22 protein-coding genes are annotated in these 20,872 nt (G+C 60.9%); 5 read left to right on the top strand and 17 right to left on the bottom strand.

The window, feature by feature from the left end; translation table 11 throughout:
• Positions 1-134: 134 nt before the first annotated feature.
• Together bhsA and ACJ8PI_RS03035 are read right to left on the bottom strand one after the other, a co-directional pair.
• Positions 135-395, bottom strand: a complete 261-nt coding sequence (bhsA, locus tag ACJ8PI_RS03030) for a multiple stress resistance protein BhsA (protein ID WP_015377148.1) — start codon at positions 393-395, stop codon at positions 135-137.
• Between the two features lie 167 nt (positions 396-562).
• Entirely contained in the window at positions 563-1,192 is a 630-nt protein-coding gene (locus tag ACJ8PI_RS03035) for a flavin reductase family protein (protein WP_033646882.1), read from the bottom strand.
• 118 nt (positions 1,193-1,310) lie between these two features.
• On the opposite strand from ACJ8PI_RS03035, the gene rlmF reads away from it, so the two are divergent.
• A complete protein-coding gene (gene rlmF, locus ACJ8PI_RS03040) occupies positions 1,311-2,276 on the top strand; it encodes a 23S rRNA (adenine(1618)-N(6))-methyltransferase RlmF (protein WP_165791075.1) in 966 nt (321 codons plus the stop codon).
• Positions 2,277-2,571: 295 nt separating this feature from the next.
• Positions 2,572-3,876: a methyl-accepting chemotaxis protein gene (locus ACJ8PI_RS03045; RefSeq protein ID WP_033653405.1), complete on the top strand. Its 1,305-nt coding sequence runs from the start codon at positions 2,572-2,574 to the stop codon at positions 3,874-3,876.
• Positions 3,877-3,910: 34 nt separating this feature from the next.
• On the opposite strand, the gene ybiO is transcribed toward ACJ8PI_RS03045, so the two are convergent.
• The 6 genes from ybiO to dps all read right to left on the bottom strand — a co-directional run bounded on the left by ybiO (position 3,911) and on the right by dps (position 9,749).
• Entirely contained in the window at positions 3,911-6,121 is a 2,211-nt protein-coding gene (gene ybiO, locus ACJ8PI_RS03050; RefSeq protein WP_164134060.1) for a mechanosensitive channel protein, read from the bottom strand.
• Positions 6,122-6,275: 154 nt separating this feature from the next.
• On the bottom strand, positions 6,276-6,998 hold the full coding sequence (gene glnQ / locus ACJ8PI_RS03055; protein WP_004939230.1) for a glutamine ABC transporter ATP-binding protein GlnQ: 723 nt from the start codon (positions 6,996-6,998) through the stop codon (positions 6,276-6,278).
• A complete protein-coding gene (gene glnP, locus ACJ8PI_RS03060; RefSeq protein ID WP_004939229.1) occupies positions 6,995-7,654 on the bottom strand; it encodes a glutamine ABC transporter permease GlnP in 660 nt (219 codons plus the stop codon). The genes glnQ and glnP overlap by 4 nt, the downstream gene beginning before the upstream one ends.
• A 102-nt stretch (positions 7,655-7,756) precedes the next feature.
• Positions 7,757-8,500, bottom strand: a complete 744-nt coding sequence (glnH, locus tag ACJ8PI_RS03065; protein ID WP_004939223.1) for a glutamine ABC transporter substrate-binding protein GlnH — start codon at positions 8,498-8,500, stop codon at positions 7,757-7,759.
• A 338-nt stretch (positions 8,501-8,838) separates the two neighbouring features.
• Positions 8,839-9,105 carry a DksA/TraR family C4-type zinc finger protein gene (locus tag ACJ8PI_RS03070; RefSeq protein ID WP_049196278.1) on the bottom strand — a complete coding sequence of 89 codons (267 nt, stop codon included), beginning with the start codon at positions 9,103-9,105 and terminating at the stop codon, positions 8,839-8,841.
• Between the two features lie 140 nt (positions 9,106-9,245).
• The gene (gene dps, locus ACJ8PI_RS03075) at positions 9,246-9,749 is read right to left on the bottom strand and encodes a DNA starvation/stationary phase protection protein Dps (protein WP_004939215.1); all 504 of its coding nucleotides are present in this window, start codon (positions 9,747-9,749) and stop codon (positions 9,246-9,248) included.
• Between the two features lie 355 nt (positions 9,750-10,104).
• Here dps and ACJ8PI_RS03080 point away from each other — a divergent pair, with 355 nt between their 5' ends.
• The gene (locus tag ACJ8PI_RS03080; RefSeq protein ID WP_103772639.1) at positions 10,105-10,656 is read left to right on the top strand and encodes a shikimate kinase; all 552 of its coding nucleotides are present in this window, start codon (positions 10,105-10,107) and stop codon (positions 10,654-10,656) included.
• Here ACJ8PI_RS03080 and ACJ8PI_RS03085 read toward each other — a convergent pair.
• Positions 10,638-11,105, bottom strand: coding sequence for a YhcH/YjgK/YiaL family protein (locus ACJ8PI_RS03085; protein WP_033646871.1), 468 nt, complete (start codon positions 11,103-11,105; stop codon positions 10,638-10,640). The genes ACJ8PI_RS03080 and ACJ8PI_RS03085 overlap by 19 nt on opposite strands.
• Before the next feature lie 132 nt (positions 11,106-11,237).
• On the bottom strand, positions 11,238-12,125 hold the full coding sequence (rhtA, locus tag ACJ8PI_RS03090) for a threonine/homoserine exporter RhtA (protein WP_004939202.1): 888 nt from the start codon (positions 12,123-12,125) through the stop codon (positions 11,238-11,240).
• 400 nt (positions 12,126-12,525) lie between these two features.
• Here rhtA and ompX point away from each other — a divergent pair, with 400 nt between their 5' ends.
• Positions 12,526-13,044 carry an outer membrane protein OmpX gene (gene ompX / locus ACJ8PI_RS03095; RefSeq protein ID WP_033637662.1) on the top strand — a complete coding sequence of 173 codons (519 nt, stop codon included), beginning with the start codon at positions 12,526-12,528 and terminating at the stop codon, positions 13,042-13,044.
• 87 nt (positions 13,045-13,131) lie between these two features.
• On the opposite strand, the gene ACJ8PI_RS03100 is transcribed toward ompX, so the two are convergent.
• Positions 13,132-14,115, bottom strand: coding sequence for a nitrilase family protein (locus ACJ8PI_RS03100; RefSeq protein ID WP_164134061.1), 984 nt, complete (start codon positions 14,113-14,115; stop codon positions 13,132-13,134).
• A gap of 91 nt (positions 14,116-14,206) precedes the next feature.
• On the opposite strand from ACJ8PI_RS03100, the gene ACJ8PI_RS03105 reads away from it, so the two are divergent.
• The gene (locus ACJ8PI_RS03105; RefSeq protein WP_049213477.1) at positions 14,207-15,079 is read left to right on the top strand and encodes a LysR family transcriptional regulator; all 873 of its coding nucleotides are present in this window, start codon (positions 14,207-14,209) and stop codon (positions 15,077-15,079) included.
• 3 nt (positions 15,080-15,082) lie between these two features.
• On the opposite strand, the gene ACJ8PI_RS03110 is transcribed toward ACJ8PI_RS03105, so the two are convergent.
• The 6 genes from ACJ8PI_RS03110 to ltnD form a co-directional block, all read right to left on the bottom strand.
• On the bottom strand, positions 15,083-15,613 hold the full coding sequence (locus ACJ8PI_RS03110) for a GNAT family N-acetyltransferase (protein ID WP_033637665.1): 531 nt from the start codon (positions 15,611-15,613) through the stop codon (positions 15,083-15,085).
• Positions 15,614-15,676: 63 nt separating this feature from the next.
• Positions 15,677-17,047 carry a GntP family transporter gene (locus tag ACJ8PI_RS03115; protein WP_033646865.1) on the bottom strand — a complete coding sequence of 457 codons (1,371 nt, stop codon included), beginning with the start codon at positions 17,045-17,047 and terminating at the stop codon, positions 15,677-15,679.
• A gap of 105 nt (positions 17,048-17,152) precedes the next feature.
• Positions 17,153-17,929 carry an HPr family phosphocarrier protein gene (locus ACJ8PI_RS03120; protein ID WP_060428002.1) on the bottom strand — a complete coding sequence of 259 codons (777 nt, stop codon included), beginning with the start codon at positions 17,927-17,929 and terminating at the stop codon, positions 17,153-17,155.
• A gap of 3 nt (positions 17,930-17,932) precedes the next feature.
• Positions 17,933-18,565 (bottom strand): 3-oxo-tetronate 4-phosphate decarboxylase, encoded by a 633-nt coding sequence (gene otnC / locus ACJ8PI_RS03125; protein WP_033637668.1) that lies wholly within the window; start codon positions 18,563-18,565, stop codon positions 17,933-17,935.
• Positions 18,562-19,821, bottom strand: coding sequence for a 3-oxo-tetronate kinase (otnK, locus tag ACJ8PI_RS03130; protein WP_080289896.1), 1,260 nt, complete (start codon positions 19,819-19,821; stop codon positions 18,562-18,564). The genes otnC and otnK overlap by 4 nt, the downstream gene beginning before the upstream one ends.
• Positions 19,821-20,735, bottom strand: a complete 915-nt coding sequence (gene ltnD, locus ACJ8PI_RS03135; RefSeq protein ID WP_033646860.1) for an L-threonate dehydrogenase — start codon at positions 20,733-20,735, stop codon at positions 19,821-19,823. Before ltnD ends, otnK begins: the two co-directional genes overlap by 1 nt.
• Positions 20,736-20,872: the final 137 nt, after the last annotated feature.

The raw sequence follows: 20,872 nt of genomic DNA on the forward strand, positions 1-20,872 counted from the left end.
GTGTACGGGTGGGTTGCTGATAAAGCGGGCGGCAAAAAACTGGCTGTCGTGCCCATGCAGCGCTGACGCAAGCGAAGATAAAAAAAGCCCGCCGGGGTGATATCCGACGGGCTTTTTGGCGTCTGGGGCGGTGATTATTTGTAGATAACCGCGGTGGCGTGCATCAGGTTGTTACCGCTGGTGGAAGTGATGGTGAAGGCCTTGGCGCCTGCGGCATCGGCTTTGGCGGCCAGTTGAGACTTCAGGCTGCTCAGGTCGGTCGCGCCGCTGGCGACGATCACGCCGGCTTTTTCGAATTGGGCGGCATCCTGGGCGCTGACGTGTTCAGCGGCGAAAGTGGTGAAAGAAACGGTGGCCAGGGCGATAGCGGCAGCAAAAGTTTTGATGGTTTTCATGTTCGTCATTCCTGTCAAAGTGAATTAGGGAGAAAGGGGTTTGCCTTTCGATGGGAAGATTATTGCGCAGTGACAGGCGGGATGAAATCGGAGAGTGTTGATGGTTTTATTCAGATTTTTTGATTATTAATCCCCCCGTTTATCTTCTGCCTAAACGGGGGAGACGATCAGCGCGTCGGGCGCGCCAGATCGAAACGGTGCTGTTCGGAAATGCCATAGTAGGCGGTCGGGCCGCCGGCGCGCAGGATAGGTTCGGCAGCGGCGGTCTGGTAGACGCCGTGTTCATCCAGCAGCGCCGGATCGAGGTGCACCGCCACCACCTCGCCCAATACCAGCCAGGTTTCCACCTGTTCGCCGGCGGCGGTTTGCAGCTGAATGCATTGGGTCAGCCGGCATTCGAAGTTAACCGGGCTTTCGGCCACGCGCTCGGCTTTGACCCGGCGCCCGGGCAGCGGCGTGACGCCGGCGAAGGCGAATTCATCCTCGCCGCGCGGCAGGGGGATGGAACTGTTGTTCATCGCTTCCGCCAGCGGGCGTGTCGCCAGGTTCCAGACGAATTCGCCGGTTTCCACGATATTCGCCACGCTGTCTTTCCAGCCGGTGCTGGCGAAACCGACGATCGGCGGACGGTAGTTGAAGCAGTTGAAAAAGCTGTAGGGCGCCAGATTGCGCAAGCCGGCGGCGCTGCGGGAAGAGATCCAGCCGATGGGGCGCGGGCCGACGATGGCGTTCAGCGGATCGTGCGGCAGGCCGTGGCCGGCGGCGGGTTCATAATAATAACGAGATTCACGGCTCATGGGGGATCCTGTGGCAATCGATGAGGTTTTCATTGTGCCGGGTTTCCCGCCGCTGCGCCATTGCGGGCGGGATGTGTTATCTTACGCGCCGGAAATACCTTCAAGAGAGCCCGTCACGGTGGAAAAAAAGAAAACCTTCCCGCAGCAGAAAAGCGGCCTGCATCCGCGCAACCGTCATCGTTCACGCTATGACTTCCCGGCGCTGATCGCCAGCTGCCCGGCGTTGGCGCCGTTCGTAAAACCGAACGCCTGGGGCGATGTGTCGGTGGACTTCGCCGATCCGGCGGCGGTGAAAATGCTCAACCGTGCGTTGCTGCAGCACTTTTACGGCATCGAACACTGGGATATTCCGGCGGACTACCTGTGCCCGCCGATCCCCGGCCGCGCCGATTATCTGCACCACCTGGCGGATCTGCTGGCGACCAGCAACGGCGGCGAGATCCCGCGCGGCAAGGGCGTGGCGATCCTCGACGTCGGCGTCGGCGCCAACTGCATTTACCCGATCGTCGGCCTGCGCGAATACGGCTGGCGTTTCACCGGGTCTGAAATCGATTCGGTGTCGCTCAACGCGGCCAAAATGATCGTCGAGATGAACCCGACGCTGCGCAACAGCGTGCGTCTGCGGTTGCAAAAACAGCCTGAGCTGATTTTTAGCGGCATCATCGGCGCGGCCGAGAAATTTGACGCCACCCTGTGCAACCCGCCGTTCCACGCGTCCGAGCAGGAAGCGCGCGCCAGCACCCGCCGCAAGCTGCATAAATTGGGCAAAGGGGAAGTGGCCGACAAGCCGGTGCAAAACTTCGGCGGCAAGAACAACGAACTGTGGTGCGAAGGTGGCGAAGAAGCCTTCGTGCGCAAGATGGTGGAAGAGAGCGTCGGCAAGGCCAACAACTGCCTGTGGTTCACTTCGCTCATCTCGAAAAACACCACGCTGCCGGCCATTTACCATGCGCTGAAGGTGGCGGGCGCGGCCGAGGTGCGCACCATCGAGATGGCGCAAGGGCAGAAGATCAGCCGCTTTGTCGCCTGGACCTTCCACGACGCCGAGCAACAGGCCGCCTGGGCAGCCGAACGCTGGCGCTAATCCTTCCGGCGCCGGTTATCCTGCCGGCGCCGACAAAAATCCGCATTTTACCTTTCAATTTTCATCACTTACGTTATTCTCAATACGGAATTAATAATAAAAATCTTAGACTGTTGGTTTATTTAAATTCGAATAATTACTTTACTGAATAAATAAATTTAATCCGGTTAATAGCAATAACCAGAAGGAACGGCGCTGCCCGTTCCTTCCGCGATGGCACGTCTGCGTGTGGGCGCGGCATGTGGCCAGGCAAAAATAAGAAAAGCGCCATCATCTGCCACAAGGACTACACCTTATGCTGTTACGATTCAGTCAGTTAACTACCCACAAAGGCGCCGAACTGAGCGCGATAGAACACGCCGTTCCGATGATCGTATTCTCGCCCGATGGCACGGTATTGCGCGCCAACGATCTTTTCCTCAACACGCTGGGATTTCAACGCGATGACGTGATTGGCCGGCATCACCGTATTTTCTGCGATCCGAACTATGTTGCCAGCCCGCTATACCGCAAACATTGGGAGACGCTGAATAAGGGCCAACCCATTACGGACACCATAAAGCGCATCGCGAAAAACGGCGAGGCGGTGTGGCTGCAAGGCACCTATGCGCCGGTGCTGAATAAACAGGGTAAGGTGGTGGAGATCGTCAAGATCGCCAGCGAAGTGACCGAGCGAGTGACCCAGGCGCAGGAGCATCGCAGCCTGCTGGCGGCGCTGAATCGATCGATGGCGATGATCGCTTTCACGCCGCAGGGCACCATCGTCAGCGCTAACGACAATATGCTGGCGCTGATGGGCTATCGGCTGGAAGAGGCGTGCGGGCAGTCGCATGCGGTGCTGTGCCCGCCGGAGTTCGCCAATTCCGACGATTATCGGCGGCATTGGCAGCGCCTGGCGCGCGGCGAGTTCATCACCGGGCGTTTTGAGCGCCTCAACCGGCGCGGCGAACGGGTATGGCTGGAGGCCAGTTACAACCCGATCCTCGACAACGAAGGCCAGGTGGTGAAGGTGGTGAAGATTGCCCAGGACATCACCCGGCTGATGCAACAGCAGCAGCATGAAGAAGAGATGGTGCGCAACGCGCATCATCTGTCGCTCGATACCGATCGGCAGGCGGCGCAGGGCGCGATCATCGTGCAGCAGGCGGTGAAGGGCATGCAGCAGGTCGAAGCGGCGGCGCGCGAAACCTCGGACGTGGTCACCGAGCTGGGCAAGTGTTCTCAGCAGATCGGCACCATCGTCGAAGCCATTCGTAAAATCGCCTCCCAAACCAACCTGCTGGCGATTAACGCCTCGATCGAAGCCGCCCACGCCGGCGAGCACGGGCGCGGTTTTGCGGTGGTGGCCAACGAAGTGCGCACGCTGGCGGAACAGTCGCGCAAGGCGGCGACCGAGATCGAACGCATGACCAAATCTATCCAGCAAGGCGTGGCGGCGGCGATTGCCGGCATGGCAACCTGCGTAGAGCAGGCCGGCGGCGGCGTGGCGCTGACCCATGACGCCGGTGAAGTGATCAACCAGGTCAACATCGGCATGCACGACGTCGTGAAGCTGATGCAGGCGTTCACGTCGGTGAAGCAGGGCGACGCGCTGCACTGAATGGTCCGGCCCCGTACCGGACGGGGCCTGAAAGCTAGCGTTCGGCGGGCGGTTCCTGCGGCTGCGGCGCGCGGGAGATCTGCATCGCCTGCTGCGGCATGCCGATGCCGGCCCGATCGAAATGGATTTTCACCAGCCGATCGAGGGCGTACTGCACCACCCACTGTTTCAGCGCCTGCGTGCGCACCGTCACGCGGGTGGTGAACGAGCGGTCGCCCAGCGCCACCACGCCGTTGAAGACCGGCTCGCCAATCAGGAAATGCTTCACCTGTTCATCCTGTTTCAGCGCCGCGACGGCCTGATGCAGCACCTCATTGACCCGATCGATGTCCTCGTCGCGGCTGACGGTGTAGTTGGCGCGATACACTCCGAATTCGCGCGCATAGTTGGCCAGCGTGGTGATCGAGGAGTACGGCACGATGTGGTAGACGCCGTAGTCGTCGCGCAGGCCGATCGAGCGGATGGTCATGCGCTCCACGGTGCCGGTGATGCCGCTGACGGTGACATATTCGCCGGTGTTCATGCCGTTTTCGAACTGGATGAACACGCCGGTGATCACGTCTTTCACCAGCGTCTGGGCGCCGAAGCTGATGGCCAGCCCCAGCGCGCCGGCGCCCGCCAGCAGCGGCGCGATGTTCAGCCCCACCTGCGACAGCACGATCATCACGGTAATGGTGCTGATAACGATGGCCAGCACGTTGCGAAACAGCGTCAGCAGCGTGCGTTCGCGTGCGCTCGGCCGCACGCCGTTGCTCAGTTCCAGCGCCAGGCGGTGCTCGATGATGCTGGCCATCAGCGTCCAGCTGAAGACGGCGATCAGCAGGATCAGCAGGATATGCACCAGCCCGCCGAGCGTTCGCTGGCCATTTTCGCTGCCCGCCCACTGGTACAGGTTGATCAGGTGCCAGGCATCGAGCAGGAACAGCGTCACCGCCAGCACCACCATCACCCGCAGTATCTTCAGCCCGTTGGGGATGTAGGAGTTGATGCGCCGCTCGAGCATCGGATAGCGCAGATTAACGTCGGTCGGCAGCGAAATGCGGCGGAAAATCCAGCGGGTCAGCATGCCGGACAGCAGAGCGCCGACGCCGACCACCAGCAGGCTTTTCACCGTGGCGCTCATCATAAAGCGCAGGCTGTTGCCGATGTCGAACTGGGACAGCACGAACAACACCAGAAAATAGGCGATCGCCAGCAGATGCCAGATATGCCCCAGGCCGCGCAGGATCGCGCTGAAAAACGCCATCGACCGTTCGGCCAGCAGGTTGATCTGTTGCTGTATCGGCTTGCGGTTGTGCAGGATCAGCCAGATGGCGTACAGCGTCAGCGCCAGCATCACCACCAGGTTGACGGCGGCGGCGGCCGGGTAGCTTATTTGTACCGCCACCACCGGCACCACCACCATCAGGCCGTAGCCGATCAGGCCGCTGAGCCAGGCGAGGCGCGTGTTCCAGTAGCGCGCGCTCTGGTCGCTGAAGGGGAAGGGGCGCAGGTAGTCGAAGTTGGGGGCGAAAATCAGCCGCAGCACCGCTTTGAAAAACTCAATCACCGCGAAGGCGCTGAGAAACAGGGTCTGCAGCCGCAGAATGGTGGCGCTGTCGGCGTGGACGTGGCGGGCGAACAGGTTGCCCGCCGCCAGCGCCAGCAGCAGCACCAGCAGATCGACGGCGAAAGCGCCGAGAATGGCGGCGGGGCGCTTATACCACGGGCCGCGCTGTAGCCGCGCGTTGTGCCCCCAGCTGCCCATGCGTTTGTACAGCGGCGCGATCAGCCGCCGGATCAGGTGGAACAGCGCAAAGGTGACCGCCACCGTCAGCAGAAAGTAACCCAGCGCGCGGAAAAAGCCGGCGGGATTGAAAACGCGCTTCGGGCCGGAGTCGATCAGCTTTTGCAGCGCGCCGAGCTTCTGGTTAAAGGTGCCGATGCCTTCCTGCGCCAGCGAGTTCAGGCTGTCGCTCAGCGTGGCCGGCGTTGATTCCTCCGGCGTTGTTGGGGCGGCGGCGGGGGCGTCGCCGGCGGCCTGTTTCAGGTGGTTGATGAGTGCCGCGCGCGCTTTGTCGTCTTGCAGCAGATCGGCCAGCGCGGCGTAGGCGGCCTTCTGCTGCTCGCTCTTGTCGACGGGCGCGGGCGGCGCGTTTTGCGCCAGCGCCGGTGGCGCGAAGACGTTCAGGGTCAGCAACAGCAGCAGGAAAAGCAGGTGTTCTCGCAGATGAGAACCTCGTCGGGAGTCTGCGTTTGGCGGCATTGTTCCTCTCTTTGGCGTTCTGTGATCGGCGGATGTCAGAGCAATACGATGAAAAACAATGAATATAGTAGGAAAGGTGGCGCGATGTGGCGTGGGAACGCGTGCGGAATGAAAGCGGCGGGCGCGTGGCGCGCCCGCCGTGAAACCGCCAGGATCAGGATACGTGCTGCAGGAACTCCTGCAGACGCGGGCTTGGCGGATGGTTGATCAGGTCGTGCGGGTTGCCGTCTTCGGCAATCCGGCCCTTATCGATAAAGATCAGGCGCGACGCCACTTTTTCGGCAAAGCCGACTTCGTGGGTGACGATGACCATCGTCATGCCTTCCTCGGCCAGATCCTGCATCACCTTCAGCACTTCGTGGCGCAATTCCGGATCGAGCGCGGAGGTCGGCTCGTCGAACAGCATCATTTTCGGCTTCACCGCCAGCGCGCGCGCAATCGCCACGCGCTGCTGCTGCCCGCCCGACAGTTCGGACGGATAGTGGTGGGCACGCTCCGCCAGACCGACCTTGGCCAGCAGCTCGCGCGCCAGCTTTTCCGCATCGGACTTCTTCGCGCCGCGCACGCGGATCGGGCCGAAGGCGACGTTTTCCAGCGCCGTCAGGTGCGGGAACAGGTAGAACTGTTGGAACACCATGCCGGCTTCCTGGCGGATCAACCGATCGTCCACTTTCGGATCGTTGGCTTTCAGGCCGTCGACGATCAGATCGCCGCTGGTGACCTCTTCCAGCTTGTTGATGCAGCGCAGCAGGGTGGATTTGCCGGAGCCGGACGGCCCGATGATCACCACCACTTCGCCTTTGTCGATCTTCAAATCGATGTTATGCAGCACCTGGGTTTGGCCAAAATGCTTGGAGACGTTTTTAAATTCAATCACAGGATTTTCATCCTTCTTTCCAGACGACGCAGCACGAAGCTCAGCACCAGGGTAATAATCAGATAGATAACCGCCACGGCGCTCCAGATTTCCAGCGCGCGGAAGTTACCGGCAATAATTTCCTGACCCTGACGGGTCAGCTCCGCCACGCCGATCACGATGAACAGCGAGGTGTCTTTGATGCTGATGATCCACTGGTTGCCCAGCGGCGGCAGCATGCGGCGCAGCGCCAGCGGCATAATGACGTAGCGGATGGTTTCGCGGCGCGACAGGCCGAGCGCCAGGCCGGCCTCGCGGAAACCGTTATGAATCGACAGCACCGCGCCGCGGGTGATTTCCGCAATGTAGGCGCCGGAGTTGATCATGATGGTCACCACCGCCGCGGTGAACGGATCGATGCGCAAATCGGTGAACGCCATCGGCAGGGCGAAGTAGATGAACATCACCTGCACCACGATCGGCGTGCCGCGGATCACTTCGATAAACACCAACGCGATGTGGTTGGCGATCCAACCGCCGTAGGTGCGGGCAAAGCCGGCGACGAGGCCGATGATCAGGCCGCCAATCAGACCGAGGACCGAAATCCACAGGGTCATTTTGGCGCCCTCTAACAAGATAGGAATGGCGGGCCAGATGGCGCTCCAGTCGAACTGCATGATATTTCTCCCGGTGATCCCGAACGTGGGTATCAGATACAACGAAGCGCAGGGGGGTAAGCGCCCCCTGTGCTTAAGTTAATAGCTTGCCAAATTCACAGCTTACTTAGGTTCGGTGCCGAACCACTTCTTGTAGATCTCGTTATAGGTGCCGTTCTCACGCAGGGTTTTCAGCGCGCCGTTCACCTTCTCGCGCAGCTCGTCGCTGCCTTTAGGGAAGGCGATGCCATACTGCTGTGCTTCCAGCGAATCGCCTACGGTTTTGAACTTGCCGGCGCCGGCCGTCTTGATGAAGTACAGGATGTTTGGCGTGTCGTGCAGCACCGCATCGGCGCGCTTGGTGCCCAGCTCCATGTAGGCGTTGTCGATGTTAGGGAACTGACGCAGATCCTTGGTTTTGATGTGCTGCTTGGCGTAATCCACCGAGCCGGTGCCGCTCTTCACCGCCACCACTTTGCCGTTCAGATCGTCGATGCTTTTCACGCTGTTGTTGTCGGCGTTGACCATCACCAGCAGGCCGCTCTTGTAGTAGCCGTCGGAGAAGTCGATGGCTTTCTTGCGCTCATCGGTGATGGTGATGCCGGCCAGCGCCAGATCGACGTTTTTGGTCTGCAGCGCCGGAATGATGCCGCCGAAGTCCATTGGCTTCAGGGTGTAGTCCAGCTTCAGCTCTTTGGCGACGGCGGCCCACAGGTCGATGTCGAAGCCGACGTATTTGTCGCCTTGTTTGAACTCAAAAGGAACGAAAGCGGTGTCGGTGGCGACCACCAGTTTGTCTGCTGCGTGGGAACTTACGGCAAAGGCCAGAGAGAGTGCGGCCAGGGAGACTTTAAAAATCGACTTCATGAGAGGAATTCCTGTACAGGTTGCGGATTACCCATTTTTTATATTGCAGTTGGTGCCATGAAAAAATCGTGCCATGTTTTCAACTACTATAAAAACAAAGAGTTATTGCGTGATGTTGTGCCGCAAAGGCGAATTGTTATGGTTATGCACCAACGTGAGGCACCAAAATGGTGCGTAAGAATTATCTTGGTGCATGGGGCTATCATTAACCAAACTTTGGCTGTGAAACAACCGTTCTTTAACGTTTTTGCTTCAATATTGATAACTAACTCTAACTTTCATGATGCACTGACGGTGCAAGCGGAGCCGCGTGCGGCGAAAAGGGGGGGCAGATAATGCTAGCGCAACTGGCTGTCTTTGCTGCCGCGCCGGTTATACAGGCTGGCGGCCGCGTGTTTTTTGTCTTGTTCGGTCTGGCAGGTGAGGCAAAAACGCACGCCGGTTAACGCCTTGCGGCGCGCCTCGGGGATCGGCTCTCCACATTCCTGGCAATAGCGCTCGCTCTCGCCGTGCCCGAGCGCTTCACGCGCGCGCTGCACCGCATCGTCGACGGTGGAATCAATCTGATCTTGTACGGCGCCGTCCGCCGCCCAGCCGCTGGCCATCATTACCTCCTGACAAAGGAACCTTACCGTTTAATATGGGCCGTTTTTTGTACAATGCAACGGCCGCGCAAAAGAAAACAGGCCGGGCGAAGCCCAGCCTGTTCTGCCCGGAACGACGGGCGCTCTGCAACTTTTTAGCGTTATTCGATGTTGGATTCGATGAACCACAGGAACTTGTCCAGATCGCGCGAGGCGGCGGTGAACATGTCGGCGGTATCTTCGTCTTCCACTTCGGTAATGGCTTTACGGATGTCATTCGCGACCGCGCCGTAGCGATCGGCCAGCGCTTTCAGGTGCTCTTGCACGCTGTGGATATTGGTCGGATAGCTTTTCAGCGGCGTGCGATCGTTAACCACCTGTACGGTGCCCAGCGCCACGCCTCCCAGTTGCACCACGCGTTCGGCGAAGGTGTCCTGATGCTCGATGATGGCGGTGCGGAAGCCGTCCAGCATTTCATGGACCGCGATGAAGTTTGCGCCGCGCATGTTCCAGTGCGCCTGCTTGGTGATCAACGAAAGATCGATGAATTGCACGACCTGATGGTTCAGCGCCTTGATGGCGGCCAGTTTGACTTTTTCGTCCAGATCGTTACGGGTATACAGCAGATCAGAAGATTTCGTTTTCACCAGTTTAGCGGTACTCATATCAGATATCCTCTTGATTAGTCGTTGTCCTATTTCGTTACGGGATCAATTATAGCAGGGGTATTTATTTTTGCCGTACGAAAATGGCTATTGCACAAATAGGAATGGCCGAATGGCACTATTTTTATTTGTTTTTTGTTTTTGTGTAACTTTATGAAAGTTATTGTTATTTCAATTTAAGGTATTATTTATGTCAGTGAAGATTTACCCCTGTTATTTTATTTTTTGCTGGCATGCGGGTTCGGCTAAATATCTGCTTTGTTATCGGGGTGTTAATTTCAAGCCTATTCAGATTGATAGCCGTAATTGATGCGGATAAAGTAAGGGAATTAACCCCGGACTTTATTGGCGAATGATGAAAATTAACGTCGTCGGCACCAGCGGCAGCGGTAAAAGCACCCTGGCGCGTCAACTGGCGGAACGGCTTGACGTTCCCTATATCGAGATGGACAGGCTCTATTGGCGGCCCGAGTGGCAGGGGACGCCCGATGACGCGTTTCTGGCGCGGCTTGAGCAGACGCTGGCCGCAGCGGGAGGAGGCTGGGTGCTGGACGGCAACTACAGCCGCACGCAGGCGATCAAGTGGCGCGAGGTCGATTATATCCTGTGGCTGGACTACGGCTTCTGCCGCACGCTGTGGCAGGCCGTGCGCCGCGCGTGCCGGCGCGCGGCCAGCAAACGCGAGCTGTGGCCGGGCACCGGCAATCGGGAAAGTTTCCGCCGTTCTTTCTTCAGCCGCGAGTCGATCGTGCTGTGGACGATCCGCACTTACTCGAAGAACCGGCGAAAATACCTGGCGGAGATGGCCCGTACCGATGCAGGGCGCCGTTTCAAGCGCTTGCGCTCTCCCCGCCAGGCCGCCGATTTTCTACGGACGCTGCCGCAGGTTCACAGCAGCAGGCGGTGATGGATCCTCACCACCGCTTTCTTGATGTGCTGCGGCCGCTGCCACAGGCAGCCGGTTTTGTGCGCTTCCATCTGGAAAAAGATCGCGAACATGCCGTGCGTCATGTGCAGCGTTTGCGGGTGGCGTTTGATGTCCAGCAGCAGAAGGTCGCTATTTTCCGCGTGGGGATGCTCGCGGTGCCAGTCGCCCGCCAGGCCGTATTCGATGCGTTCTTCGCCGCTGATCAGCAGATGCAGCGCGATGTATTCCTGATGCATTTCGGCGCGCTTTTCCGCCGCCGGCACGGTGGTCAGCGTCATCACGTCCATAAAGATGTTGTCGCCGTCGATCGGGTGATGGCCCAGCGCCAGTTCGGGCAGGTCGCATCGGCGTAACTCGGTCAGGGTTGAAACCAGCGCCGGCGCGAGTCCGCGGCCGAAGCGGGGGTTGAACAGGCTGTTGTGAATCACTGTTATTCTCCATGTGAGCGAAAGTCCAAAGAGCCTGCGATACAGGCTAAGGGGAAGTATGCCGATTTGTCACGAGGAAAACAGTTAACCCGCCTGCATTCCGACGTTGCGGTCGGCAGGCGAGTCAGGCGATCAGGAAAGGCTTTCGAGGCGCGGCTTGGGGCGAATGGTCAGGGCGGAGCCCATGGAGGCGGCGATAATCGCCGCCAGCGCCAGCCATTGCACGCCGCTCAGGTGTTCGCCGAGGAACAGCATGCCGGACAGCGCCGCCATCGCCGGTTCGAGGCTCATTAAGGTGCCGAAGGTGCGCGCCGGAATTTTGGGCAGCGCGATGATCTCCAGCGAATATGGCAGCGCGGTGGAGAGGATCGCCACCGCCAGCGCCACCGGCAGAATATCGAGATTGAACAGCACGCTGCCGGTTTGCCAGGCGCCGATCGGGCAGAACACCAGCGCGGCGATCAAGGAGCCGAGCGCCACCGTACCGGGGCCGTGATCGCCGCCGGCCTTCTGGCCGAAGATGATATAGACCGCCCAGCAGGCACCGGCGCCGAGCGCACAGGCGGCACCGAACGGATCGATCCCGCCCACGCCGTGGCCGAGCGGCAACAGGAACCACAACCCGGCGATCGCCAGCGCCACCCAAAGAAAGTCGATCGGCCGGCGCGACGAGAACATGGCCACCGCCAACGGGCCGGTAAACTCCAGCGCCACGGCGATGCCGAGCGGCACGGTGCGCAGCGACAGGTAGAACAGGTAGTTCATCGCGCCGAGCGACAGGCCGTAAATCAGCAGTGGCAAGCGGCTGCCGGCGACGATGCGCATACGCCACGGGCGGAAGATAATGAACAGAATCAGGGTGCCGATGAAAAGGCGCAGCGTCGTAATGCCTTCGGCGCCCACGATCGGGAACAGGCTTTTGGCCAACGAGGCGCCGCTCTGGATAGACACCATGGCGATGATTAACAGACAGATGGGCAGCAGCGCGGAGGGCGCTCTGCCGGAAGTAGATAACGACATCCTTAACGAGCCTTTTTTGCGCCGTTCCTCAGCCTTGAGAAAACGGTCGAAACGGGGATGCGAGCAGTGTAAATGAAATGGCGAAAATCTGTCTGAGAAAAGCGCGCATCGCGGTGAAATCCGCCGATCCTCGGATGAGATGTGGCGGATTTGGTCAAAAAGTGCGCTTTTTCTTAAGAATTATCTGGATATTAAATTGGTGATTTTTGTCACAGAAAGCCGTAGAATACGGCCGAAAATAGAGCGAAAAGAAGCAGATACACTGTTCTTGAAATCTTCTGTTACACGATATAAAGCTTTAGACACTCATTTCAAGGCAGAGTTTCACGCTAATTTTTGTTATATTTTCAAAGCATGAACAAATGGATGTACTTAATAATAAAACGCGTTTGAGGTGGTTATGAAAAAAATTGCATGTCTTTCCGCAGTAGCAGCTTGCGTATTAGCAGTTAGCGCAGGTACCGCATTCGCTGGTCAGAGCACCGTATCCGCTGGCTATGCGCAGGGTGATCTCCAAGGCGTTGCTAACAAGGCCGACGGTTTCAACCTGAAATACCGTTACGAGTTCGACAACAACCCACTGGGTGTGATCGGCTCCTTCACCCACCTGGAAAAAAATCGTTCTGAAAACGGTTTCTACAAGAAATCTCAGTACGATTCCATCACCGCAGGTCCAGCTTACCGCTTCAACGACTGGGCGAGCATCTACGGTGTGATCGGTGTTGGCTACGGCAAAAACATCGACAACGCCCAGGCTGGTGGTAACAAAGGTGGAAACAGCGACTACGGCTTCACCTACGGTGCCGGTCTGCAGTTCAACCCAATCGAAAACGTTGCCCTGGACGTTGGCTACGAGCAGAGCCGCATCCGCAGCGTGGACGTTGGCAGCTGGAACGTTGGCGTAGGCTACCGCTTCTAAGATTTCTTCATGCCTGCGGGCGTGAATGCGCGGCACAGGTTGCCGCGCGGATAAAAAATCCGCCTTCGGGCGGATTTTTTTTATCTGTCAGTGGCCGCCGCGCCCCGTCGGCTGCGTCGAAAAGCGTGCGCTGCGGGCATCGCGCTCATAGCCTTGCGGTTCGGTCAGTAAACCGTACAGCTCGGGGCGGCGTCCGTAAATCCAGCGGCGGCCGGTGCTGAGCGGGATCAGCGTCAGATCGAGATCGGCGCTGACCATCCGGTCTTCCGCCGCCCAGGTCTCCGCCACGATGCGGCCGTAGGGATCGAGGATCATCGCATTGCCGGTGCGTACCTCATCGTCATCGCGGCCCACGCCGTTGCTGAACAGCAAAAACAGCCCGTTGTCGTGAGCGCGCGAGGGCAGCCAGCGCATCAGCCAGCCGCGGCCGTGTTCGCCGCGAAAGGCGGCTTCTATCGCCTGCGGATCTTCCGCCCGCCGCTGCCACAGCGCCTGTGGGATCGGCTTCATGCCGTGCGGGCTGCGCGAATGGGTGCCGCCGGTCTGGTGCGGGGCCATCAACACCTCCGCGCCCAGCAGCGCCGTTGCGCGCACATTCTCCACCAGATTGTTGTCCCAGCAGATCAATACGCCCACGCGCACGCCCCAGGGGGTGTCGAATACGGTATAGCGATCGCCGCTGGCGATAGCCGGGTGTTCGAAGGCGTGCAGTTTACGGTGCACATGCAGCGCGCCGTCCGGCAGGCATACGGCGTAGGCGTTGTAGCAACGGCCGTCGTCGCCCAGCTCGATCAGCCCGACGCCGATCGCCATGTTGTAACGCTCCGCCAGCGGGCGAATGCGCGCCAGCGAAGGGCTGGCGGCGATCGGTTCCGCCAGCGCCCGCACTTCGGCGTCGGACAGATGGCGCACGTGCCAATAGCCGGTGATGCACATTTCCGGGAAGGCCAGCAGCTGTACCTGCTGCTCGGCCGCCTGAGCGATAAAGCGCTCAATGATCGACAGGTTGTAATTCTTATCGTTGGCGCGATGCTGGAACTGCACCGTGGCGGCGCGCAATGAGATGGTCATGGTGTCTCTCCGGTTAGGGTCTGCGTTGATTACAGCAGGTGGATTGATTACTGTATAATCAATTAAATTCCCTATTTGATAACCTGATGGAATGGATATAAAACAACTGCGCGCCCTGGTGGCGCTGGCCGAGCAGGGCAACTATCGACAGGCGGCGAGCCGGCTGTGCATCAGCCAGCCGGCGCTGAGCAAGCAGATTCAGGCGCTGGAAACCCAGCTCGGCGTTCGATTGTTCGAGCGTGGCCGACAGGGCGCGGTGCTCACCGCCGGCGGGCAGCGGCTCTACCCGGAGGCGCAGGCGCTGGTGGAACAGTACCAGCAGTTTCAGCGGCGCGCCCGGCGGGTGGCGCTCGGGGAAGCGGGGCGGCTGGCGCTGGGATTTGGCCTCTCCAGCTTTCATCTGGCGCCGCAGCTGGTGGCGGCTTTTCGCCAACGGTTTCCCGAGGTGGCGATCGGCCTGGAGGACATCCCGTCGGAGCGGCAGTATCAGTTGCTGTTACAGGGGGAGTTGCAGGCGGGGTTCGTGCGTTTGCCGGTCAATACGCCGCTGTGCGGCGTGGCAATGCTGAGTGACCGGTTGGTGCTGGCCGCGCCGGGCGCGCTGGCGCTGCGCGCCGACAATCTGATGGCGCGTTTCAATCAGCTGCCGCTGTTGCAGTTGACTCCGAAGCGCGGGCGCGGGCTGAGCGATCAGTCGCTGCGGTTTATCGCCGCTCACCGCTTGACGCCGAACGTGGTGCAGCAGGCCGGCGATATTCAGACGCTGTTGGCGCTGGTCGCCGCCGGCGTCGGCGTTGCGCTGCTGCCGCACAGCATCACGCATATCGCGCCGGCCAGCATCGACATTTTACCGCTGAGCGGCGAGGAAACTGAGTGGCAGGTCGGTATCGCCTGGGACCCGCAGCGCGCCGACGCGCTGCGGGACAACTTTGTTCAGACGGCGTTGGCGATGCAACGCGGTTAGGTTTTAGAGCGGGCAATGCATCACGACGATCGGGCTTTGGTGATACTCGCTGCGGCGGCTTTCGCTAAAGCCGACTTTTTTCGCCAGCGCCAGCGAAGCCTGGTTTTCCGGCGAGATGATGCAGACGGTTTTCTCCCCCGGCAGGTGCGTTTTACCCCAGGCCAGCGCCGCCCGCAGTGCCTCGGTGGCGTAGCCTTTGCCGTGCGCAGAACTCACCAGCGTCCAGCCCATCTCCGGCGCGTCGAGCGCCGGGGTGATATCGCGCAGGCCGTCGAAGAAGCCGATGCTGCCGAGGTACTCCCCGCTCTGTTTGTCACGCACCGCCCAATTTCCATACCCCAACAGCGCCCAGTGGCCAGCGTAGCGCATCAGGCGCCCCCAGGAGTCTTCCCGGTCGCGCGGCGTGCCGCCGATATAGCGTACCACCAGCGGATCGGCCCACAATGCGGCTAGCGACTCGAAGTCGTCCAGCCTGTGCGCGTCCAGCCGCAGGCGTTCGGTGACAAGCGTTGGCGCGGTGTTGATTACGGTCATGTTGCTGCTCCTGCACAGGGTGAAAGGCGATGAAAAACAACGGCGTTCAGTATGCCAGAGAAATCACACCGCCAGCCACAACAGCCAGGTGAACAGAAAGCCGCTCAGGCCGAGCAGGGTGGTCAGCACCGTCCAGGTTTTCAGGCCGTCGGCCACCGACAGCCCCAGATAGCGCGTGACGATCCAAAAACCGGAGTCGTTGACGTGGGAAAGCCCCAGCCCGCCGAAACAGGTCGCCAGCGTCACCAGCACCAGCTGCAGCTGATTCAAGCCGCTGACCGCCTCCGACAACAGGCCGCCGGTGGTCAGGATCGCCACGGTGGCGGATCCCTGCGAAGCGCGCAGCGCCAGCGAAATGATAAAGGCGGCGGGCACCAGCGGCAGGCCGATGGCCGTCAGCACCTCCGCCAGCGCCTTGCCGACGCCGGATTCCACCAGCACCTTGCCGAACACGCCGCCCGCGCCGGTCACCAGGATCACCACCGCGGCGGTCGGCAGCGCAGCGCCCATCACGTCGCTGGCGTGTTGCAGGCTCCAGCCGCGGCGCAGCGCCAGGAAATAGAAGGCCAGCAGCAGGGCTATCATCAGCGCCACCGCCGGTGAGCCCAGCAGCGACAGCGTATCGCGCAGCGCCGAGCCGGCAGGTAACAGCGTAGCGGAGACGGTGCCGAGCATGATGATGGCGATCGGGATGACGATCAGCGCCGCCACCAGCCCGGCGCCGGGCGGGTTGATGCGATCGCTGAGCGGCGCTTGCCCTTCCGGACGCGGTTCAGGCGCCGCCAGCTGCAGCTGTTCCAGCACTTCTATCGATAACGGATAGGTTTTGCGGTTGAGGTAGTTGGCGGCGAAATAGCCGATCGCGCCGACCGGAATACAGATCGCGAGGCCGATGATGGTCAGCCAACCGATGTCGGCGTTGAGCAAACCGGCGGCGGCCACCGGGCCGGGGTGCGGTGGCAGCGCGACGTGAACCGTCAACATCACGCCGGCCATCGGCAGGCCGAACTTCAGCGGCGACACTTTGGCGACCTTGGCGAAGCCGTAGATAATCGGCGCCAGAATGATAAAGCCGACGTCGAAGAACACCGGAATGCCGAGGATAAACGCGGCGAGGGTCAGCGCGGCGACGGTGCGTTTCGGCCCCAGCCCCTGGCTGAAGCGCTGCGCCAGCGACTCGGCGCCGCCCGAGTGTTCGATCATGCGGCCAAGCATCGCCCCCAGGCCGATGATGATGGTCACCGAGCCGAGCACGCCGCCCATCCCGGCGGTCATCACTTTCATCACTTCACCGGTCGGAATGCCGCTGGCCAACGCCACCAGCAGACTGACCACCAACAGCGCGACAAAGGGTTGCACCTTCGCCTTGATGACCATCAATAACAGCAGCACCACGCCGAGTACGGCAATCAGCAACAGCAGAGAGGTAGACATGAAAAAAGCCTTTCGTTGGGTAAGCGTTGGGCACCGCGATCGCCGCGTGGCGATACGGGTGCGTTTCATTGTTATAAAATCGATTTCCTGGTGTCGGCGGCGGCGTTAGCGGTAAGGTTTCAGCCAGCCGAGCCCGGCGGCGGTGTCGCCGCGCGGCCGGTATTCGCAACCTACCCAGCCTTGATAACCGAGCGTATCCAACCTGTCGAACAGCCACGGGTAATTCAGTTCGCCGTCATCCGGCTCATGGCGATCCGGCACCGAGGCTATCTGGATATGCGCGTAGCGCCCGGCCAGCGTTTCCAGCAGCCCGCTGATATTGCCATCTACTAACTGCGCGTGGAAAAAGTCGAACTGAATGAACACGTTCGGTCTCTCGATAGCCGCCACCGCCTCCGCCGCCTGATATTGACTGGCGAACAGGTAGTCGGGCTTGACCGGTGGGCTGAGCGCTTCGATCAGCACCTTGACGCCGTGCGGGGCGAAGGCGTCGGCGGCATAGCGCGCATTGGCGATAAAGGTGTCGAGATAACGCTGCCGGTCCGCGCCCGCGGGCACCACGCCGGCCATCAGGTGCACACAGGGGCAGGCGAGGGCGATGGCGTAGGCCAGCGCGCGATCGATATCGGCGCGCGCATCCTGCTCGCGGCCCGGCAGCGCCGCCAGCCCCCATTCGCCGGCGGCGACATCGCCGGGCGCGGTGTTGAACAGCACCTGTTGCAGGCCGTGTTCGCGCAGTTTTTCCGCCAACAGCTCGGCGGGATGCTCGTAAGGGAACAGGAACTCCACCGCGTTGAAGCCTTGTTCGGCAGCGGCGGCGAAGCGCTCGAGGAACGGCACTTCGTTAAACATCATCGATAAATTGGCGGCAAATTTAGGCATGGGTCAGCTCCGTAATTCGGCAATTTCATCATCGGTCAAATAGCGGATCGGACGATCGCCGAGGGTGAAGATCAGCCGCGCCGCATCTTCCATCTCTTCGGTATTGTCCGCCGCCGCTCGCAGGTCTTTACCGGTCACCACCGGCCCGTGGTTGGCCAGCAAAAAGGCGCGGTGGGTGGGCGCCAGGCGGGCCAGATCCTGCGCCAGCCTTTCGTCGCCGGGGCGGTAGTAGGGCACCACCGGCACCTTGCCGACGCGCATCACCACATAGGGGGTGAACGGTTTGATGGCGTTGTCGACGTCCAGCCCCTGCAGGCAAGAGAGCGCCGTGAGGTAGGTGCAATGCAGGTGCACCACCGCTTTGCATTCCGGGTTGTTCAGATACAGCGCGCGGTGAAAGCTGATCTCTTTCGACGGCTTGTCGCCGGACAGCCAGTCGCCGTTCAGGCTCACTTTAGACAGACGATCGGCCTGCAGCTCGCCGAGACAGGAGCCGGTCGGCGTCGCCAGCAGCGCGCCGTCCGGCAGCAACAGCGAGAGGTTGCCGGCTGAGCCGGTGGCGTAACCGCGTTGGAAAAACGAGGCGCCCAGGCGCACCATCTCTTCTCGTGCCTGCTGTTCGATGGTCGTGGTCATACTGGAAACTCCGTTTGCGCGCGCGCGAAGAAGGCTTCATCGCCAAAATTGCCTGATTTCAATGCCAGGGAAATGGCCCGATCGCTGGCGCGCACCCAGGGAACGCCGGGGGAAATGCTGGGGCCGATATGGAAGCCGCGAATGCCCAGCGCCTGCGTGACCACGCCGGAGGTTTCGCCGCCGGCGACGATAAAGCGGCTGAATCCCAACTGGCGCAGTTGCACTACCAGCTCGGCGAACAACGCCTCCACCGCCTCGCTGGCGGCGCTACCGTACTGCCGTTGCGTTTGCTGCAGCGCTTCCGGCGCTGCGGTGGCGTAGATCAGCGGGGCAAGCGCCTCCCCGGCGTGACGCTGCGCCCAATGCGCCAGCTCGGCGGCGTAGGCGGCGCGCGCCTGCGGATCGAGACAGCGGCCGATATCGATGGCCTGCGCCGCCGCGCGTTCGCGGTAGTGCGCCACCTGCCGGTTAGTCATGACGGAGCAAGAACCGGACAGCACCGCCGCTTTCTCGCCCTGCGGCGCGCCGGCCGCCTCTGCCGAACGCTCGCCGTTCTGCGCCCACTGCCGCGCCAGGCCGATCGCGAGGCCCGAACCGCCGGTCACCAGCTTCATCGTTTTCAACGCTTCGCCCTGGCTGAGCAGATGCCGTTCGTTGAGCGTATCCAGCACCGCGTAGCGCACGCCTTCCTGCGCCAATTGCCGCAGTTTCTCGCTGACCGCCCCGGCGCCGCGATCCATTTCCGCCGCCGTCACCAGCCCGCAGCGCCCGGTGGCCTGGGATTCCATCAGGCGCAGCAGGTTGCTGTCGGTCATCGGCGTGACCGGGTGATGACGCATGCCGGATTCGGACAGCAGCTGTTCCCCGACGAACAGGTGGCCCTGATAGACCGTGCGGCCGTTTATCGGCAACGCCGGAGATACCACAGTGAAACTTTCCCCCAGCGCGGCGAGCAGGGCGTCGGTCACCGGGCCGATATTGCCCTGCGCGGTGCTGTCGAAAGTGGAGCAGTATTTGAAGTAGAACTGGCGGCAGCCCTGTTTTTGCAGCCAGGCCAGCGCCTGCAACGACAGTTCGACCGCCTGCTCTGCCGGGCAGGAGCGCGATTTCAGGCTGATGACCGCCGCCTGCGCGCTGACCGGCGTTTCGTCTTGCGGCACGCCGTTCAACTGCACCGTCGGCAGGCCGTTTTGCACCAGAAAACTGGCGATATCGGTCGCGCCGGTAAAATCATCCGCGATTACGCCGAGCAGCATCAGATTGCCTCCTTTTTCTGCGGCAAATCGATGCCGGCAAAGATTTTGATTACCGCACTGTCGTCTTCTTTACCGTAACCGGCGTTGCTGGCGGCGGTAAACATGGTGAAGGCGGTGGAGGCCAGCGGCAGCGGGAAGTGCAGCGCCTTGGCGGTATCGGCCACCAGCCCCAGATCCTTGACGAAGATATCCACCGCCGATTTGGGCGCATAGTCGCCGTCGACCACGTGGCGCATGCGATTTTCGAACATCCAGGAGTTGCCGGCGGCGTGGGTGACCACGTCGTACATCACGTCCAGCGGGATGCCGGCGCGGGCGGCCAGCGCCATGGCTTCCGCTCCGGCGGCGATGTGCACCCCGGCCAACAGCTGGTGGATGATTTTAACCGTCGCGCCCAGGCCGATCGCCTCGCCGATGCGGTAAACCTTGCCGGCGATGGCGTCCAGCACGGGTTGCAGGCGCTCGAAGGTGGCGTCGGCGCCGGCGGCCATCACCGTCATCTGGCCTTCCTCCGCCTTGGCCGCTCCGCCGGAAACCGGCGCATCCAGCATCGGCAGCCCGTAGTCCAGCAGCCGTTGCTCGATCTGTTTGGCGTCATCGGCGGAAATGGTCGAAGAGACCATCACCGCGGTGCCCGGCTTGAGCTTTGGCGCCAGGCCTTGTTCGCCGAACAGGATCTGCTTCACCTGGGCGGCGTTCACCACCAGCAGCAGCACGGCGTCCAGTTCGGCGGCGAAGTCGCGCGCGCTGGTAGACGCGTGTTTTGCGCCGGCCTGTTGCAGCGCCGCCAGCGCCTGCGGATTCAGGTCCGCCCCGTAGGTGGTCAATCCGGCGCGGAGGCACGAGCGCGCCGCGCCCATGCCCATCGCGCCCAGCCCAATGACGCAGACGGCATAATTCCCTGGGTGTGTCATACTGCACTCCTGTTAATTTTAGTGATAATTTGTTTTGTTGTGTTAAATGTAAGCGCTTGACGGCCGTTTATCCGCGATCGATATCACAATAATTAACAATGTGTGAGACGAGTTCTTCGTACGGTTTCTGGCCTGTA

Origin of the sequence: Serratia sp. CY82433 (assembly GCF_052166535.1) — a bacterium.
Classification (GTDB): Bacteria; Pseudomonadota; Gammaproteobacteria; order Enterobacterales; family Enterobacteriaceae; genus Serratia; species Serratia sarumanii.